The following is a 17,364-nucleotide window of genomic DNA, read 5'->3' as shown; positions in this document are numbered from 1 at the left end:
ATGACCACCCGCTGCGCCGTTTTCGGAACCGGCTCCTGGGGCACCCCGTTCGCGATGATCCTGGCCGACGCCGGCTGCGAGGTCGCGCTCTGGGGCCGCCGCAAGGAACTGGTGGACACCATCGCCGCCACCCGCACCAACCCCGAGTACCTGCCCGGGATCGAGCTGCCGGAGGCGATCACCCCGACCACCGACCCGGCCGAGGCGCTGGCCGGCGCCGACTTCGCGGTGCTCGCCGTGCCGTCCCAGACGCTCCGTCAGAACCTGGCCGCCTGGGCCCCGCTGCTCGGCGGGAACACCGTGCTGGTCTCGCTGATGAAGGGCATCGAACTCGGCACCGCCAAGCGGATGACCGAGGTGATCCGGGAGGTCGCCGGAGTCGGCGAGGAGCGGGTCGCGGTGGTCTCCGGACCCAACCTGGCCCCGGAGATCGCCAAGCGGCAGCCCGCCGCCAGCGTGGTCGCCTGCGCCGACGAGGAGGTCGCGCGCCGGCTCCAGCAGGCCTGCCACACACCGTACTTCCGCCCGTACACCAACACCGACGTGATCGGTTGCGAGCTCGGCGGCGCGGTCAAGAACGTGATCGGCCTGGCCGTCGGGATGGCCGACGGGATGGGCCTGGGCGACAACACCAAGGCCACCCTGATGACCCGCGGGCTGGCCGAGATCACCCGGCTCGGCGTGGCGCTCGGCGCCGACCCGCTGACCTTCGCCGGGCTGGCCGGGATGGGCGACCTGATCGCCACCTGCTCCTCGCCGCTCAGCCGCAACCACACCTTCGGCGTCAACCTGGGCCGGGGGATGACCCTGGAGCAGACCATCGCGGCCACCAAGCAGACCGCGGAGGGCGTGAAGTCCTGCGAGTCGGTGCTGGACCTGGCCCGGCGCAACGGGGTGGACATGCCGATCGTCGAGGCGGTGGTCGACGTGGTGCACAACGGCAAGCCGACCCAGGCCGTGCTGAAGGACCTGATGGGCCGCTCCGCCAAGCCCGAACGACGGTGACGGCCAGGCGGCGGTAGCGCCCGCGGCGACGGGGAGCGCGGCGGCATCCGTGGAACCGGAGAACCCGCACGGTAGTCTCAACCCCGATATGAGCATCGAATCGCACTCCCCGGGTCAGGCGGCCAAGCCGCGCGTCGCGATCGTCTTCGGCGGCCGCTCCTCCGAGCACGGGGTCTCCGTGGTGACCGCGGCCAGCGTGCTGCGGGCGATCGACCGTGACCGCTACGAGGTGCTGCCGGTCGGCATCACCAGCGAGGGCCGCTGGGCCCTGGTCAGTGACGAGCCCGACCGGATGGCCATCGCCGGCGGCCGGATGCCCCAGGTGGAGCAGGTCGCCGAGTCGACCGAGGGTCAGCTCGCGCTGCCGGCCAGCCCGGTCAGCCGCGAGGTGGTCTGGACCGAGCCGGGCGCCGCGCCCAAGGTGCTCGGCGAGGTCGACGTGGTGCTGCCGCTGCTGCACGGACCGTGGGGCGAGGACGGCACCCTGCAGGGCCTGCTGGAGCTCTCCGGGGTGCCGTACGTCGGCTCCGGCGTACTGGCCAGCGCGGTCGGCATGGACAAGGAGTACACCAAGCGGGTGCTGGAGTCCTTCGGCATCGGCATCGGCCCCTACACCGTGGTGCGGCCGCGGGACTGGGAGAGCGAGCAGGGCCGCGAGGCCGCCCGGGCGCGGATCGCGGAGCTCGGCCTGCCGGTCTTCGTCAAGCCCTGCCGGGCCGGCTCCAGCATCGGCATCACCAAGGTCAAGGACCTGGCCGAGCTGGACGGCGCGATCGCCGAGGCCCGCCGGCACGACCCCAAGGTGATCGTCGAGGCGATGCTCTCCGGCCGCGAGATCGAGTGCGGCGTACTGGAGTTCGAGGACGGGCCGCGGGCCAGCCTGCCGGCCGAGGTGCTGGTCGGCGAGGGCTACGAGTTCTACGACTTCGAGGCCAAGTACATCGACTCCTCCGAGGTGCGGATCCCGGCCGAGCTGGGCGAGGAGCACACCGCCGAGATCCGCCGCCAGGCGGTCGCCGCCTTCGAGGCGCTCGGCTGCGAGGGCCTGGCCCGGGTGGACTTCTTCCTGCTGGACGACGGCCGCTGGGTGGTCAACGAGGTCAACACGCTGCCCGGCTTCACCCCGATCTCGGCCTACCCGAAGATGTGGGAGGCCACCGGCGTGCCCTACGCCGAGCTGATCGACCGTCTGCTGCAGGCCGCGCTGCGCCGCTCGACCGGGCTGCGCTGACCCCTCGCCAACTGACGAAGCGCCGCACCCGGCATCGGGTGCGGCGCTTCGTCAGTTGCGCCTAGATGTGGACCACTGGGCAGGTCAGGGTCCGGGTGATGCCATCGACGGCCTGGATCCGGGCCACCACGAGCTTGCCGAGCTCGTCGACGCTCTGCGCCTCGGCCCGCACGATCACGTCGTAGGGGCCGGTCACGTCCTCGGCCGTGACCACGCCGTCGATCTCGGCGATGGTCTCGGCCACGGCGGTGGCCTTGCCCACTTCGGTCTGGATCAGGATGTATGCCTGTACCACGGAGGACCTCCCTGCGGCTGGGGGTGGTGCTGCACGACTGCCGGGTGAACACGTGCGGCGCGCCCGGGCGGGGGGTGGGATCGGGGCCCGGGGCGCGGTTGGGGGGAAGACTGGATCACCACGCTACCGCGCCCCGGCCCCGGGAGGGGAGACCCACCGCCCCGGCGGGGGCGTACGCTTCGCGCGGGATGCGCGTTGCGCGACCTGACCGCGAGGGCGAGAGGACGGCAGATGCAGGGGACCGTGGGCGAGCTGGGCGAGTTCGGCCTCATCCGGGAACTCACCGCCCGGCTCCCGCTCACCCCGGCGGTGGAGCTCGGCCCCGGCGACGACGCCGCCGTGGTGCGGGCCCCCGACAGCCGGGTGGTGGCCACCACCGACGTGCTGATCGAGGGCCGCCACTTCCGGCGGGACTGGTCCACCGCCTACGACGTGGGCCGCAAGTCCGCCGCGCAGAACCTCGCCGACATCGCCGCGATGGGCGCCGTGCCGACCGCGATACTGCTCGGCCTGGTCGTCCCGGCCGACCTGCCCACCACCTGGGCCACCGAACTGATGGACGGTCTGCGGGACGAGTGCCAGGTGGCCGGCGCCGCGGTGGTCGGCGGCGACGTGGTGCGCGGCGACACCATCACGCTGGCCATCACCGCGCTCGGCGACCTCCAGGGCCGCGCCCCGGTCACCCGCTCCGGCGCGCAGCCGGGCGACGTGGTCGCGGTCACCGGCTGGCTCGGCTGGTCGGCCGCCGGCCTGACCGTGCTGGCCCGGGGCTTCCGCTCGCCGCGGGCCTTCGTCGAGGCGCACCGCCGCCCCGAACCGCCGTACCACGCTGGCCCGGCCGCCAGCGAGCTCGGCGCCACCGCGATGGTGGACGTCAGCGACGGGCTGGTCGCCGACCTCGGCCACGTCGCCGCCGCCAGCGGGGTCGACATCGACCTGCGGGCCGCCGACTTCGACGTGCCGGCGCAGATGGCCGACATCGGGCAGGCGGTCGGGGTCGACCCGCTGGTCTGGGTGCTCTCCGGCGGCGAGGACCACGCGATCGCGGCCACCTTCCCGGCCAGCGCGCAGCTGCCGGCCCGCTGGCGGGTGGTCGGCAACGTGGTCGGACCGGCCCGCGCCGGCGCCCGCGGCCGGGTCACCGTGGACGGCGCGCCCTGGGATCGGACGGCCGGCTGGGACCACTTCGCCGAGTAGCCTTGGTGACCATGCGAATCGGTGTGCTGACCAGCGGTGGCGACTGTCCCGGGCTCAACGCCGTGATCAGATCGGTCGTGCACCGCGGTCAGGACGTGCACGGGGACGAGATCCTCGGCATCGAGGACGGCTTCCTCGGCCTGATCGAGGGCCGGGCCCGGGTGGTCGGCCACGACGACGTCACCGGCCTGCTCACCCTCGGCGGCACCATCCTGGGCTCGGCCCGGGTGCACCGGGAGAAGATCCAGTGGGCCGTGGACCACGCCGGTGAACTCGCCGGCCGGCTCGGCCTGGACGCGCTGATCGCCATCGGCGGCGAGGGCACCCTGGCCGCCGCGCAGCGGTTCAGCACCGCCGGCCTGCCGGTGGTCGGCGTGCCCAAGACCATCGACAACGACATCGACGCGACCGACGTCACCTTCGGCTTCGACACCGCGGTGCACGTGGCCACCGAGGCGATCGACCGGCTGAAGACCACCGCCGAGTCGCACCAGCGGGTGATGGTGGTCGAGCTGATGGGCCGCCACACCGGCTGGATCACCCTGACCGCCGGGATGGCCGGCGGCGCGCACGGCATCCTGATCCCGGAGAAGCCCTTCGACATCGAGGCGGTGGCCCGGATGATCGAGGAACGGTTCGCCCGGGGCAAGAAGTTCGCCATCATCGCGGTGGCCGAGGGCGCCGAGCCGATGCCCGGCACGCTGCGCTTCGACCACGGCGGGGTGGACCAGTTCGGCCACCGCACCTTCGGCGGGATCGGCACCCGGCTGGCCGCCGAACTGGAGGACCTGCTCGGCAAGGAGGCCCGCCCGGTGATCCTCGGCCACGTCCAGCGCGGCGGCACCCCGACCGCCCGCGACCGGGTGCTGGCCAGCCGGTTCGGCTGGCACGCCGTGGAGGCCGTGCACAAGGGCGCGTTCGGGCACTTCACCGCGCTGCGCGGGACCGAGATCGTGCTCGCCCCGATCGCCGACGCGGTCACCCGGCTGAAGACCGTGCCGGCCGCCCAGTGGGCCGAGTCCGAGGCCGTGCTCTGAGACCGGACCGATAGGTTTGGCCCATGTCCGCAGAAGCACCCCCTCGCGTCCTCACCATCGCCGGCTCCGACTCCGGCGGCGGGGCCGGCATCCAGGCCGACCTCAAGACCATGCTGGCCCTCGGCACGCACGGGATGAGCGTGATCACCGCCGTCACCGCGCAGAACTCGCTGGGCGTCCAGGGCTACTGGGAGCTGCCCGCCGAGGCGGTCCGGGCGCAGTACCGCAGCGTGGTGGACGACATCGGGGTGCAGGCGGTGAAGACCGGCATGCTCGCCTCGGTCGAGCTGGTCGCCACGGTGGCCGAACTGCTCGCCGACTGCCCGGCCCCGGTCGTGGTCGACCCGGTCGGCGTCTCCAAGCACGGCGACGCGCTGCTCGCCGCCGAGGCCGTCGCCACCGTGCGCGAGCTGCTGCTGCCGCACGCCACCCTGGCCACCCCCAACCTGCACGAGGTGGCGCAACTCACCGGCATCACCGTGCTGGAGGAGGGCGAGATGCGCCCGGCCGCCGACGCGCTGCTGGAGTTCGGCCCGCGCTGGGTGCTGGTCAAGGGCGGCCACCTGGCCGGGGAGCCGGCCGACCTGCTGGTCGGGCGGGACGGCGAGGAGCACTGGTTCCGGGCGCCCCGGCACGACAACCGGCACACCCACGGCACCGGCTGCACGCTGGCCAGCGCGATCGCCGCCGAGCTGGCCAAGGGCCTGCCGATGCCGCAGGCGGTGGCGGCGGCCAAGGACTACGTGACCGGCGCGATCGCGGCCGGCTTCGCGCTCGGCGGCGGCATCGGCCCGGTGGACCACGCCTGGCGGCTGCGCCCGTAGCACCGGGGCGGGAAAAGCGACAGGGCGGCCGCTCCGTGAGGAGGGGCCGCCCTGTCGAAAGAGGACCGGCGTACCGGTCTGCGCGTCAGCGCGAGACCTTACCGGCCTTGATGCACGAGGTGCACACGTTGAGCCGCTTCGGCGTACGCCCGATCACAGCGCGCACCGTCTGAATGTTGGGGTTCCAACGACGACGGGTACGGCGGTGCGAGTGGGAGATGTTGTTGCCGAAGCCCGGCCCCTTGCCGCAGACGTCGCAGTTGGCAGCCACAGGAGTCACTCCAAGACTTCAGATCATTTACGTTCGAATAACCCCGGCTGAGCCACCCGGACCACTCGGCGTGGACCTGATCGGTTCAAGGGGGAAGCCCGGGTTGTTCCAGGCAACCGGAGCAGCATACAACGACTGCTCCGCCACCACGAAACTACCATGACCGGCTGCTTGATCCCTCCGGTGGTCGGGCGCCCCCGCCCGGGCGTCCGCGCCGGTGCACCCACCCCGTTGCGGGGGCCCGGGCCCGGATAACCTGCCCGAAAGGCCCGTAAACCGTTCCCGCCGCGTTCACCTGGAGGAGAGCCGGTGCTCGACACCCTCGACGGCCCCGCCGTCCGCACCTGGTGCCGCCTCGCGCTCGCCGCCCTCGGCGAGGCCCGGGAGGAGATCGACGCGCTCAACGTGTACCCGGTGCCGGACGGGGACACCGGGACCAACCTCTACCTCACCGTCGAGTCGGCCACCGAGGCGGTCGAGCACTGCTTCGCCGACGGGGCCGCGCCCGGCCTGGCGCAGGTCGTCCGGGCGATGGCCCGCGGCGCCCAGCTCGGCGCCCGGGGCAACTCCGGGGTGATCCTGGCCCAGCTGCTGCGCGGGGTGGCCGAGGTGCTGGCCGAGCGCGGCGGCGACCACCGGGCCCTGCGGGCCGCGCTGACCAGGGGTGCCGAGTCTGCCTACCGGGCGGTGGCCGAGCCGGTCGAGGGCACCCTGCTGACGGTGGCCGCGGCGGCCGCCGAGCAGGCCGCCGAGATCCCGGGCGGGCTGGCCGAGGTGGCGGACGCGGCGCACCGGACCGCGCGTGGCGCCCTGCTGCGCACCCCCGAGCAGCTCGCCGTGCTGGCCCGGGCCGGCGTGGTGGACGCCGGCGGGCGCGGCCTGGTCGCGGTGCTCGGCGCGCTGGCCGACGCGGTGTCCGGGCAGGAGCCGATGGGCCCGGTGGCGCTCGGCGAGGACCTGCCGGCCGGCCACCCGGACTCCTGCGAGGAGCCGCCCCGGCTGCCCGGCCACCCCGCCTTCGAGGTGATCTACCTGCTGGACGCGCCGGACGGTGCGCTGCCCGCACTGCGCGCCCGGCTGGCCGGACTCGGCGACTCGCTGGTGATCGGCGGCGGCGACGGACTGTGGAACGTGCACGTGCACGTGGACGACGCGGGCGCCGCCGTGGAGGCCGGCGTCGAGGCCGGCCGGCCGCACCGGATCCGGATCACCCACTTCGCCGAGGCCGCCGCCCGGGCCGGCGCCGCCCCCGCGGCCGAGCCGGCCCTGGAGCGCGCGGTGCTCAGCGTGGTCACCGGCGCCGGGCTGGCCGAGCTCTGCCGGGAGGCCGGCTCCGCGGTGCTGCCGGCCGACCCGGACTCCCCGCCGTCCAGCGCCGAACTGGCCGCGGCGGTGCGCCGCTGCGCGGCCCGCGAGGTGATCGTGCTGCTCAACGACCCGGAGCTGCGGGCCGGCGCCGGGGCGGCCGCCGACCAGCTGCGCGAGGAGGGCCTGCGGATCGCCGTGCTGCCCACCCGCTCGCCGGTGCAGGGCCTGGCCGCGCTCGCCGTGCACGAGGCCGGCCGGCGGTTCGACGAGGACGTGGTGGCGATGACCTCCGCGGCCGGCGCCACCCGGTACGCCGAGCTGGCGGTCGCCGAGGGCCAGTCCTGGACCATGGCCGGGGTCTGCCAGGCCGGTGACGTGCTCGGCCTGATCGACGGCGACGTGGCGGTGATCGGCCCGGGCATCGCCGAGACCGGCGCCGAGGTGCTCGCCCGGATGCTGGCGGCCGGCGGCGAGCTGGTCACCCTGGTGCTCGGCGAGGAGGCGCCGGCGGACCTGGCCGACCGGCTGGTGGCGCACGTGCGGCGCCAGCGCCCGGAGGTGGACCTGGCGGTCTTCGCGGGCGGCCCGGGCAGCGCGCCGCTGCTCATCGGGGTGGAGTGACGCCGCGCTGTCCCCGCGGTGGTGTTCCATAGGGCGTGATGGCTGCTCTCGACGAACCCCTGACGAAGCTGGTCGGCCCGCGCACCGCCAAGGCGCTCGCGGACGGCCTGAAGCTGCACACCGTGGCCGACCTGCTGCACCACTACCCGCGCCGGTACGCCGAGCGCGGGCAGCTGACCAGCCTGGACGAGCTGGAGATCGACGAGCACGTCACCGTGCTGGCCCGGATCGAGAAGGTCACGCTGATCCCGTTCCGGGGCCGCAAGGGCGACCGGCTCGAAGTGATCGTCACCGACGGGCGCGGCCGGCTCACCCTGGTCTTCTTCAACCAGGGCTGGCGGCAGAAGGAGCTGCGCCCGGGCGCCCAGGGCCTGTTCGCGGGCAAGGTCGGGGTCTTCAACCGCAGCCGTCAGCTGGCCTCGCCGGACTACCAGCTGCTCGACCAGGAGGACTCGGACTCCGGGGACCAGGGCGCCACCGCCGCGCAGTTCGCCGGCCGGCTCATCCCGGTCTACCCGGCCAGCTCCCAACTGCCCAGCTGGAAGCTGGCGCTGGCGGTGCAGACGGCGCTGGACAAGCACCTGTCGGACGTCGGTGAGCCGCTGCCGCCCGAGCTGCGGGCCGAGCGCGGGCTGATCGGGCTGGCCGAGGCCCTGGAGCTGATCCACCGTCCGCGCAACCAGGCCGAGTTGGAGCAGGCCCGGGAGCGGCTGCGGTGGGACGAGGCGTTCGTGCTGCAGATCGCGCTGGCCCAGCGCCGGCTGGCCGCCGCCGCGCTGCCCGCCAAGCCCCGGCCGGTGCGCGGCGGCGGCCTGTTGGAGGCCTTCGACGCCAAGCTGCCGTTCACCCTGACGGAGGGTCAGCAGAAGGTGGGTCAGGACGTCTTCGCCGACCTGGCGGGCGAGCACCCGATGCACCGGCTGCTGCAGGGCGAGGTCGGTTCCGGCAAGACCCTGGTGGCGCTGCGCGCGATGCTCGCCGTGGTGGACGCGGGCGGGCAGGCGGTGCTGCTCGCGCCGACCGAGGTGCTGGCCCAGCAGCACCACCGCTCGATCGTCGAGATGATGGGGGACTTGGCGCTCGGCGGGATGCTGGGCGGCACCAAGGTGGTGCTGCTGACCGGCTCGATGGGGGTGCCGGCCCGCCGCCAGGTGATGCTCGACATGGCCAGCGGGGACGCCGGGATCGCCATCGGCACCCACGCGCTGATCGAGGACAAGGTGCAGTTCCAGGACCTCGGCCTGGTGGTGGTGGACGAGCAGCACCGGTTCGGCGTGGAGCAGCGGGACGCGCTGCGGGCCAAGGGCGGGCAGCCGCCGCACCTGCTGGTGATGACGGCCACGCCGATCCCGCGCACCGTCGCCATGACGGTCTTCGGCGACCTGGAGACCTCGGTGCTGGACCAGCTGCCGGCCGGCCGCTCGCCGATCTCCAGCCACGTGGTGCCGGCCCTGGAGAAGCCCAACTTCCTGGCCCGGGCCTGGGAGCGGGTCCGCGAGGAGGTGGCCAAGGGCCACCAGGCCTACGTGGTCTGCCCGCGGATCGGCGACGAGGAGGAGGACCCGAAGAAGAAGCGCAAGCCGGCCGAGGAGGAGGTCGCGGACGCCGGCGCCGACAGCGACGAGCGCCGCCCGCCGCTGGCCGTGGTGGCGACCGCCGAGATGCTGGCCAAGGGTCCGCTGGCCGGCCTGCGGGTGGAGATCCTGCACGGCCGGCTGGCCCCGGAGGCCAAGGACGAGGTGATGCGCCGGTTCGCGGCCGGCCAGGTGGACGTGCTGGTCGCCACCACGGTGATCGAGGTCGGCGTCAACGTGCCCAACTCCACCGCCATGGTGATCATGGACGCCGACCGGTTCGGCGTCTCCCAGCTGCACCAGCTGCGCGGCCGGGTCGGCCGGGGCACCGCCCCGGGGCTGTGCCTGCTGGTCAGCGAGATGCCGGCCGGCTCGGCCGCCCGGGCCCGGCTGGACGCGGTGGCCGGCACGCTGGACGGCTTCGCGCTCTCCCGGATCGACCTGGAGCAGCGCCGGGAGGGCGACGTGCTCGGCCAGGCCCAGTCCGGGGTGCGCTCCTCGCTGAAGGTGCTCTCGGTGCTGGACGACGAGGAGGTGATCGCCGAGGCCCGCGAGGCGGCGGCCCGGCTGGTCGCCGACGACCCGGAGCTGACGCACCACCAGGACCTGCGCGCCGAGCTGGCCGGCCTGGTCGACGAGGAGCGCGCGGCGTACCTGGAGAAGGGCTGACTGTCAGACCTCCAGGAGAGAATGAAGGTGTTCAGGGCGCACCTCAAGGTGCGTTCCTGGCACGACACTTGGGGGTTTCGGCAATGGCTTTCCGGCATCTCAACGAGCTTCCGCTGGGCGACAAGGTCTTCCGCATCGAACTCGCCAGCGACGACGACCGAGAGGTCACCCTCACCCTGTCCGGCTGGCGCGAGGGCCACGCGGCCGAGCCGCTGGCCGGCGGCAAGCTGCGCCTTCCGGTGGAGGACGTGGCGAGTCTGCGGATCGCGCTCAACCGCGCGCTGCGCGCCCTGGCGATCGTCGCCGACGTCTCCGAGCCCATCCCCGACCGCGACGTGCTGCGCGAGCTCTACCCCGGGCACGGCGCCCCCTGGGTGCCGCAGCACGAGGAGGAGCTGACCCGGCGGTTCCACGCGGGCGAGACCATCGCCCGGATCGCCGCCCGGTTCGGCCGCACGCCCGACTCCGTCCGCACCAAGCTGCGCGAGCTCGGGCACGACCCGCGCCGCCCCGAGTACGAGCCGGCCGACGGCTGCCTGTCCTGGTCCCGCTACGCCTCGCCGTCGCTGCTCGGCGCGGCACCGGGCGCGACACCGCAGGAGTAGCCCCTCCACCGGGCCGCCGGTCGCCCCGTATAGCGTGGTCGTGCCGAACCCTCGGCATCCGTTGAGCTCGAAGGATGGGTATGACCCGCGTCATCGCCGGGGCGGCCGGCGGCCGTCGGCTGGCCGTCCCGCCCGGCCGGGGTACCCGGCCGACCTCCGACAAGGCCCGCGAGGCGATGTTCTCCACCCTGGAGTCGCTGCGCGGCACGCTGGCCGGGGCCCGGCTGCTGGACCTGTACGCCGGGTCCGGGGCGGTCGGCCTGGAGGCGCTCTCCCGCGGCGCGGCCGGCGTGCTGCTGGTGGAGGCGGACGGCGCGGCGGCCCGGGTGGTGCGGGCCAACGTGAAGACGGTCGGGCTGGCCGGCGCCGAGGTGCGGGCCGACCGGGCCGAGCGGGTGGCCGCCGGCCCGGCTCCGGAGCAGCCCTTCGACCTGGTCTTCCTGGACCCGCCGTACGCGGTCACCGACGAGGAACTGCGCGAGATGCTGATCACACTACGGGCTGGGGGCTGGATCACCGACGACGCACTCGTCACCGTGGAACGGAGCACCCGCGGCGGCGAGTTCGGCTGGCCCGGGGGCTTCGAACCGCTCCGCTCCCGCCGCTACGGCGAGGGCACGCTCTGGTACGGACAGGCCGTCTGAGCCCGGCCCGCCGGGACTAGTCGAAAGGGACACCACCGAAATGCGCCGCGCAGTCTGTCCGGGATCGTTCGACCCCATCACCAACGGCCACCTCGACATCATCGAGCGGGCCTCCAAGCTCTACGACGTGGTGCACGTCGCGGTGCTGGTCAACAAGAACAAGCAGGGCCTGTTCAGCATCGACGAGCGGATCTCGATGATCGAGGAGACCACCGCGGCGTACGGCAACGTCAAGGTCGAGTCGCACCAGGGCCTGCTGGTGGACTTCTGCCGGGAGCGCGGGATTCCGGCCATCGTGAAGGGCCTGCGGGCGGTCAGCGACTTCGACTACGAGCTGCAGATGGCCCAGATGAACCGCGGCCTGACCGGCGTCGAGACGCTGTTCGTGCCGACCTCGCCGACCTGGAGCTTCCTCTCCTCGACCCTGGTCAAGGAGGTGGCGAGCTACGGCGGCGACGTCTCCCACCTGATCCCGCCGAGCGTGCACCAGCGCCTGGTCGACCGGATCGCCGAACGCGCCGCCCGGTAGCGCACCGAGGGGTCGCGCCGCGGGGTGCGGAAACTGACGTACAGTCTGTGTTCCGCCCTGCGGTTACTCACGGAAAGACGACAGGCCCGTGGACGTGCAGAACAGAGTCGACGAGATCATCGCCGTGGTCGAGAACGCCCGGGCGATGCCCATGTCGGCCTCCTGCGTGGTGAACCGGGCCGAACTCGTGGCCATGCTGCGCGACCTCGTCGACACGCTGCCGGCGGAGCTGGCGCACGCCCAGTCGGTGATGGCCGACCACGAGCAGGTGGTGGCCGACGCCCGCGGCGAGGCCGACCGGATCATCCAGGGCGCGCACGCCGAGCGCGGCTCGCTGATCTCCGACACCGAGGTGGTCCGCCGGGCCCAGGCCGAGGCGGACAAGCTCCTCGCCGAGGCCCGCGAGGAGGTCGCGGTCAAGCGCCAGGAGGCCGACGACTACGTCGACTCCAAGCTGGCCAACTTCGAGGTCGTGCTCACCAAGACCCTCGGAGCGGTCGGCCGGGGCCGGGACAAGCTGCGCGGCGGGGGCGGCTACGAGCCGGAGGACGGCGAGGAGTTCCAGCCCGCGGTGAGCCCCAGCCCGGAGGTCGACGAGTACGTCGACCTCAAGCTGGCCACCCTGCAGACGGTGCTCAGCGGCACCCTGGAGGCGGTCGGCCGGGGCCGGGACAAGCTGCTCGGCAAGGCCCCGATCGACGAGCTCGGCGCCTACCTGGCCGCCGCCGACGAGGCGCAGCAGCTCAAGGACCGGGCCGAGGCGGTGGCCGCCGGCTTCGCCGACGGCGAGGACGAGCAGCCCTGGTACCGCGACCCGGAGCCGGCCGCCGTGCCGGTGGCCCAGACCTGGCCGGAGCAGAGCCCGGCCGAGGCCGGCTGGCAGCAGCAGGGCGGCTACCCCGGCCAGGAGTACCCGGCCCAGCCCGCCCACCAGCCCTACGCCCCGGCCGCCGAGCAGGGCGGCTACGCCCAGGACGGCTACGGCACGGCCTACGACCCGGCGGCCGCCGCCTACGGGCACGGCCAGTACGGCTACCAGCAGCCCGAGCACGCCGACCCGTACGCGGCCGGCTACACCGGCTACCCGGAGCAGGCCGCCTACCAGCAGCAGATCCCGCCGCAGCCCGGCTACCAGCCGCAGGCGCCGTACGAGTACCAGCAGGGCGGTCAGCCGGCCCTGGACGAGACAAGCTTCTTCGACACCAGCATGATCGACATGACCAGGCTGCGTGAGCTGGGCGGCCGCTGAGCAGGGACCGAAGTTGGGCCTGGGCGGACTCTCGGGTACGCTGACCACTCCGGCCCATTCGTTGTCGGACCGTTCGGCTGCCCGCGCATCGCGCGGGGCCCGGACCACCCAGTCGCCACCCGCGCCGTGCAGTGATGCGCCCGCCGTCAGGAAGTCAGGAACCGTGAACCGCCTCGACCACCGCGACCCGCTCGTGTTCGACACGCATGAGCTCGGCCGTCGCCCCGGGTCGATGCGCACGGTCTCCCGGACCCTCCCGGCGCCCGAGGCGCTCGGCATCGAGGACGTCATCGGCGTCCCGGTCGGCAGCGAGATCGAGCTGGAGCTCCGCCTGGAGTCCGTGGTCGAGGGGGTGCTCGTGACGGGCACCGCCGAGGCGCACGTGACCGGCGAGTGCGTCCGCTGCCTGGAGCCCGTCGAGGACGACATCGACGTCGAGTTCCAGGAGCTGTACTACTACCCGGAGACCGACGAGCGCGGCCGGGTGTCCTCGCAGGACGGCGAGTCCGACGAGGACGAGGAAGAGACTTACCGGTTGGAGGGCGATTTCTTCGACCTCCAGCCGGTGCTGCGTGACGCGGTGGTGCTCGAACTGCCGCTGCAGCCGGTGTGCCGGGAAGACTGCCTGGGCCTGTGCTCCGAGTGCGGGGCACTGCTCAACGACGACCCGGACCACCACCACGATGCCGCCGACCCCCGGTGGGCGGCTTTGCAGGGACTCTCCGCCGGCCACGGCGACGAGGGTGACAACACCAGCGACACCCGTGAGGGTCTCGCGGAGAACCAGGAGAAGTAGCCGTGGCTGTTCCGAAGCGGAAGATGTCGCGCAGCAACACGCGCCACCGCCGTAGCAACTGGAAGGCCGTCGTCCCGGCCCTCGTGGCGTGCGACCGCTGCCACGAGCCGAAGCTCGGCCACATCGCGTGCCCGAGCTGCGGCACGTACAACCGTCGCCAGGTCCTCTCGGTCTGATCGGCGGGGTGGACGGATCGATGTCGGACGCTCACTCCTCCCGCAAGTCGGGCCCCCGCAAAAGCGGTGGTGAACCGGGCAGCGGGCCGGCCTCGACCGCATACGACGTCCTGGAAGGGCGCCTCGGGTACACGCTCGAGCGCGCCCTTCTGGTACGTGCCCTGACCCACCGGTCGTTCGCCTACGAGAACGGCGGCCTGCCCACCAACGAGCGCCTGGAGTTCCTCGGCGACTCGGTGCTGGGACTGGTGGTCACCGACACCCTCTACCGCATCCACCCGGATGTGCCGGAGGGCACCCTCGCCAAGCTGCGCGCCGCGGTGGTGAACTCGCGCGCGCTCGCCGAGGTCGGCCGCGGTCTCGAACTGGGGACCTTCATCCGGCTCGGCAAGGGCGAGGAGGGCACCGGCGGCCGGGACAAGTCCTCGATCCTCGCGGACACCGTCGAGGCCGTGATCGGCGCCGTCTACCTCGACCAGGGGCTGGACGCCGCCACCGAGTTCGTGCACCGCCTCTTCGACCCGCTGATCGCGGAGTCCTCGCAGCTGGGCGCCGGCCTGGACTGGAAGACCAGCCTGCAGGAGCTGACCGCCTCGGTCGGCATCGGCGTGCCCGAGTACGTGGTCGAGGAGTCCGGTCCGGACCACGAGAAGACCTTCAACGCGGCGGCCCGGGTGGCCGGCGAGGCCTTCGGCAGCGGCACCGGCCGCTCCAAGAAGGAGGCCGAGCAGAAGGCCGCCGAGAGCGCCTGGCGCGCGATCAAGGCCAAGTACGGCGACAACGCCGCACCCGCCGCCTGACCCGCTGAACCGGAGGGACCGGCCGTGCCCGAACTGCCCGAGGTCGAGGTGGTCCGGCGCGGCCTGGCCCGCTGGGTCACCGGCCGCACCGTCGCCGAGGCGCAGGTGCTGCACCCGCGCGCGGTCCGCCGACAGGTCGGCGGCGCCGCCGACTTCGCCGCCCAGCTGGTCGGCCGCACCCTCGGCGCGGCCGAGCGGCGCGGCAAGTACCTGTGGTTGCCGGCCGGCGACGGCCTGGCCATGCTCGGCCACCTCGGGATGAGCGGCCAGCTGCTGGTGCAGGAGCCGGAGCAGCCGGACGAGACCCACCTGCGGGTCCGGCTGCGGTTCACCGACGGCAGGCGCGAGCTGCGCTTCGTGGACCAGCGCACCTTCGGCCACCTCGCGGTGGAGGAGGCGGACCCGGACGGCCTGCCGGCCTCGCTCGCCCACATCGCCCGCGACCCGCTGGACCCGCTCTTCGACGAGCAGCGGTTCTTCACCGAGCTGCGCGCCAAGCGCACCACCGTCAAGCGGGCGCTGCTGGACCAGACCCTGGTCAGCGGGGTCGGCAACATCTACGCCGACGAGGCGCTCTGGCGCTCCAAGCTGCACTACGAGCGCCCGACCGCGACCCTGACCCGCCCGCTGGCCGCCACCCTGCTGGGCAACGCCCGCGAGGTGATGACGGCCGCGCTGGCGGTCGGCGGCACCAGCTTCGACAGCCTCTACGTCAACGTGAACGGCGAGAGCGGCTACTTCTCCCGCTCGCTGGACGCCTACGGGCGGGAGGGCGAGCCCTGCTACCGCTGCGCCACGCCGATCCGGCGGGCCGCCTGGATGAACCGCTCCAGCTACTTCTGCCCGCGCTGCCAGCGCCTGCCGCGCCAGCGCGCCGCCTGACGGCGGGTCAGCCCGGCGAGACGGTCGGTCAGCGGGCCGGCTCCGGGGCCCTGGAGTCCGCGTGGAGGGCGCCCTCGCCCTCGCCGTAGTGGGCCACTGCGACCGCGCCGGCGACCGCCAGCACGAAGCCGATCAGGCCGAGCCAGCCCAGCCCGGCCCGGGTCGCGTCGCCCAGCCAGACCACGCCGACGATGCCGGGCACCACCGTCTCGCCGACCACCAGGGCCGCGGTCGCGCCGTTCACCGAGCCGATCTGCAGCGCCACCGTGTGCAGGTACATCCCGCCCAGGCCGCCGACCAGGATCGCGTAGAGAGCCGGGTCGGAGAGCAGGTCGGCGAGCGAGAACGGGTCCACCCCGTTGAGCACCCGGACGCCGATGCCGAGCGCGCCGAAGCCCAGCCCGGAGAGCAGGCCGGCCACCACCGCGCCGCTGGTGCCCAGTCGGCGGACCAGCAGGGAGCCGCCGGCGATCACCACCACCGAGATCAGCAGCAGCCACCAGTGGGTGCTGATCGGGGTGGTGCCGGTGCCCTCCTTGCCGGCGGCCAGCGCGAGCAGCACCAGCGCACCGCAGACCACCCCGATCGAGGCCCACTCCGGTCGGCGCAGCCGCACCCCGAGCAGCTTGATGCTGCACAGCGCGGTGATCACCAGGTTGGCGCTGATCACGGTCTGCGAGAGGAAGAGCGGCAGCAGCCGGGCGGAGAGCGCACCGAGCAGGAAGCCGACGAAGTCCAGCACCGTGCCGACCATGAACTCCCAGGTGACCACGGCCTTGGCGGTGGAGCTCAGGCTCGGTCCGCCGTGCTCGGTGACCTGGGCGCGCTCGGACTCCCGGGCGGCCTCCTCGCGCGCGGAGCGACGGGAGCCGACCGCCTGCAGCACCGAACCGAGGCCGTAGCAGGTGGAGGCCGCGACGGCGGTCACCAAGCCGATGATCACAAGTTCTCCTGACGGGGGATTCGATCCCCACTATGCCCTGTCCGCGTGACCGCGCGGAAACCCCGGCCAGGTCAGCAGGCGGCCCGCCCGCCCCGGCCGCCGCGCTCCAGCCAGAGCCGCAGTCCGACCGCCGCCGCGGCCGCCAGCAGGGCCGAGACCATCACCGGGAAGCCGTGCACCGCCCACTTCGCGGCCGCGGCGGCCAGCGCCTTGACGTCGCCGTAGTCCTCCCGGCCGGCCAGTAGTTCGGCGCCGGCGGTGCTGGCGAGCACCACCGGGGCGATCGCGGTGAGCACCCACCACCAGCCGGCCCGGGTGGCCAGCCAGGCCGCCCCGACCGCGCCCAGCACGGTCAGCACCGCGAAGACGCCGCCGGGCGCGGCTCCGCGCAGCTCGTCCAGCAGGGCGCCCAGCACCGGCAGCACCAGCGAGCCGGTGAGCACCGCGCGCGGTGCGGGGCGGCGCGTCCTGGTGCGGGTGCGACCGGGCGGCCGGCCGCGCCGCCGGTCCGGCGCCGGACCGTCCGGACCGCGCCGCGGGGCGGGCAGGGCGGCCCGGGCGCGGGCGCGCCTGGGGGAGTCGTCGGTCAGCGAGGACGAGCGTTGCCCGGCCATGGCGCCTCCTCGGGAGTGTGGCGTACGTAACTGTTGCGTAAGGGAAAGAGTCTTGGTGGTGGCTTGGCCTGTTCTTGGCCAGCGCCACAACCAT

Annotated in this window: 19 protein-coding genes; 15 read left to right on the top strand and 4 right to left on the bottom strand. The window is 73.7% G+C overall.

All coding sequences use genetic code 11. The features are described 5' to 3' along the window. Both FHX73_RS07805 and FHX73_RS07800 read left to right on the top strand, forming a co-directional pair. On the top strand, positions 1–1,005 hold the full coding sequence (locus tag FHX73_RS07805) for an NAD(P)H-dependent glycerol-3-phosphate dehydrogenase (protein ID WP_145904289.1): 1,005 nt from the start codon (positions 1–3) through the stop codon (positions 1,003–1,005). An 88-nt stretch (positions 1,006–1,093) separates the two neighbouring features. Continuing rightward, entirely contained in the window at positions 1,094–2,236 is a 1,143-nt protein-coding gene (locus FHX73_RS07800) for a D-alanine--D-alanine ligase family protein (protein WP_145904288.1), read from the top strand. Positions 2,237–2,297: 61 nt separating this feature from the next. On the opposite strand, the gene FHX73_RS07795 is transcribed toward FHX73_RS07800, so the two are convergent. Beyond that, positions 2,298–2,531 (bottom strand): Lrp/AsnC family transcriptional regulator, encoded by a 234-nt coding sequence (locus FHX73_RS07795; RefSeq protein WP_145904287.1) that lies wholly within the window; start codon positions 2,529–2,531, stop codon positions 2,298–2,300. A 231-nt stretch (positions 2,532–2,762) separates the two neighbouring features. Between FHX73_RS07795 and FHX73_RS07790 the strand changes: the two genes are divergently transcribed. Genes FHX73_RS07790 through thiD form a run of 3 tightly spaced genes read left to right on the top strand, consistent with a single transcriptional unit; the run spans position 2,763 to position 5,589 of the window. Next, on the top strand, positions 2,763–3,728 hold the full coding sequence (locus tag FHX73_RS07790) for a thiamine-phosphate kinase (protein ID WP_145904286.1): 966 nt from the start codon (positions 2,763–2,765) through the stop codon (positions 3,726–3,728). An 11-nt stretch (positions 3,729–3,739) separates the two neighbouring features. After that, positions 3,740–4,765: an ATP-dependent 6-phosphofructokinase gene (locus FHX73_RS07785; RefSeq protein WP_145904285.1), complete on the top strand. Its 1,026-nt coding sequence runs from the start codon at positions 3,740–3,742 to the stop codon at positions 4,763–4,765. A gap of 23 nt (positions 4,766–4,788) precedes the next feature. Beyond that, positions 4,789–5,589 carry a bifunctional hydroxymethylpyrimidine kinase/phosphomethylpyrimidine kinase gene (thiD, locus tag FHX73_RS07780; protein ID WP_145904284.1) on the top strand — a complete coding sequence of 267 codons (801 nt, stop codon included), beginning with the start codon at positions 4,789–4,791 and terminating at the stop codon, positions 5,587–5,589. An 85-nt stretch (positions 5,590–5,674) separates the two neighbouring features. On the opposite strand, the gene rpmB is transcribed toward thiD, so the two are convergent. Continuing rightward, entirely contained in the window at positions 5,675–5,860 is a 186-nt protein-coding gene (rpmB, locus tag FHX73_RS07775) for a 50S ribosomal protein L28 (RefSeq protein ID WP_035846000.1), read from the bottom strand. A 309-nt stretch (positions 5,861–6,169) separates the two neighbouring features. Here rpmB and FHX73_RS07770 point away from each other — a divergent pair, with 309 nt between their 5' ends. From FHX73_RS07770 to mutM, 10 genes are all read left to right on the top strand, one after another. Next, a complete protein-coding gene (locus FHX73_RS07770; RefSeq protein WP_145904283.1) occupies positions 6,170–7,789 on the top strand; it encodes a DAK2 domain-containing protein in 1,620 nt (539 codons plus the stop codon). A gap of 38 nt (positions 7,790–7,827) precedes the next feature. Beyond that, a complete protein-coding gene (gene recG, locus FHX73_RS07765) occupies positions 7,828–10,032 on the top strand; it encodes an ATP-dependent DNA helicase RecG (RefSeq protein WP_145904282.1) in 2,205 nt (734 codons plus the stop codon). A gap of 83 nt (positions 10,033–10,115) precedes the next feature. Further along, a complete protein-coding gene (locus FHX73_RS07760) occupies positions 10,116–10,637 on the top strand; it encodes a hypothetical protein (protein WP_145904281.1) in 522 nt (173 codons plus the stop codon). A gap of 80 nt (positions 10,638–10,717) precedes the next feature. Next, on the top strand, positions 10,718–11,281 hold the full coding sequence (gene rsmD / locus FHX73_RS07755; RefSeq protein WP_145904280.1) for a 16S rRNA (guanine(966)-N(2))-methyltransferase RsmD: 564 nt from the start codon (positions 10,718–10,720) through the stop codon (positions 11,279–11,281). 40 nt (positions 11,282–11,321) lie between these two features. Continuing rightward, positions 11,322–11,810, top strand: coding sequence for a pantetheine-phosphate adenylyltransferase (coaD, locus tag FHX73_RS07750; RefSeq protein ID WP_145904279.1), 489 nt, complete (start codon positions 11,322–11,324; stop codon positions 11,808–11,810). 94 nt (positions 11,811–11,904) lie between these two features. Beyond that, on the top strand, positions 11,905–13,059 hold the full coding sequence (locus FHX73_RS07745) for an ATP synthase subunit B family protein (RefSeq protein WP_425461368.1): 1,155 nt from the start codon (positions 11,905–11,907) through the stop codon (positions 13,057–13,059). A 163-nt stretch (positions 13,060–13,222) separates the two neighbouring features. Beyond that, positions 13,223–13,855 carry a YceD family protein gene (locus tag FHX73_RS07740; RefSeq protein ID WP_145904277.1) on the top strand — a complete coding sequence of 211 codons (633 nt, stop codon included), beginning with the start codon at positions 13,223–13,225 and terminating at the stop codon, positions 13,853–13,855. Between the two features lie 2 nt (positions 13,856–13,857). Next, positions 13,858–14,031, top strand: coding sequence for a 50S ribosomal protein L32 (gene rpmF, locus FHX73_RS07735; RefSeq protein WP_030056747.1), 174 nt, complete (start codon positions 13,858–13,860; stop codon positions 14,029–14,031). A gap of 20 nt (positions 14,032–14,051) precedes the next feature. Continuing rightward, on the top strand, positions 14,052–14,831 hold the full coding sequence (gene rnc, locus FHX73_RS07730; RefSeq protein ID WP_145904276.1) for a ribonuclease III: 780 nt from the start codon (positions 14,052–14,054) through the stop codon (positions 14,829–14,831). 24 nt (positions 14,832–14,855) lie between these two features. Then, positions 14,856–15,713, top strand: a complete 858-nt coding sequence (mutM, locus tag FHX73_RS07725; protein WP_145904275.1) for a bifunctional DNA-formamidopyrimidine glycosylase/DNA-(apurinic or apyrimidinic site) lyase — start codon at positions 14,856–14,858, stop codon at positions 15,711–15,713. A 28-nt stretch (positions 15,714–15,741) separates the two neighbouring features. Here the strand turns inward: mutM and FHX73_RS07720 are convergent, their stop codons facing one another. Continuing rightward, on the bottom strand, positions 15,742–16,656 hold the full coding sequence (locus tag FHX73_RS07720) for a hypothetical protein (protein WP_145904274.1): 915 nt from the start codon (positions 16,654–16,656) through the stop codon (positions 15,742–15,744). Between the two features lie 71 nt (positions 16,657–16,727). After that, positions 16,728–17,270: a DUF6542 domain-containing protein gene (locus tag FHX73_RS07715; protein WP_145904273.1), complete on the bottom strand. Its 543-nt coding sequence runs from the start codon at positions 17,268–17,270 to the stop codon at positions 16,728–16,730. Positions 17,271–17,364: the final 94 nt, after the last annotated feature.

The sequence above is a fragment of the Kitasatospora viridis genome (genome assembly GCF_007829815.1).
Taxonomy (GTDB): domain Bacteria; phylum Actinomycetota; class Actinomycetes; order Streptomycetales; family Streptomycetaceae; genus Kitasatospora; species Kitasatospora viridis.
This window is presented reverse-complemented; position numbering and strand designations above follow the sequence as displayed.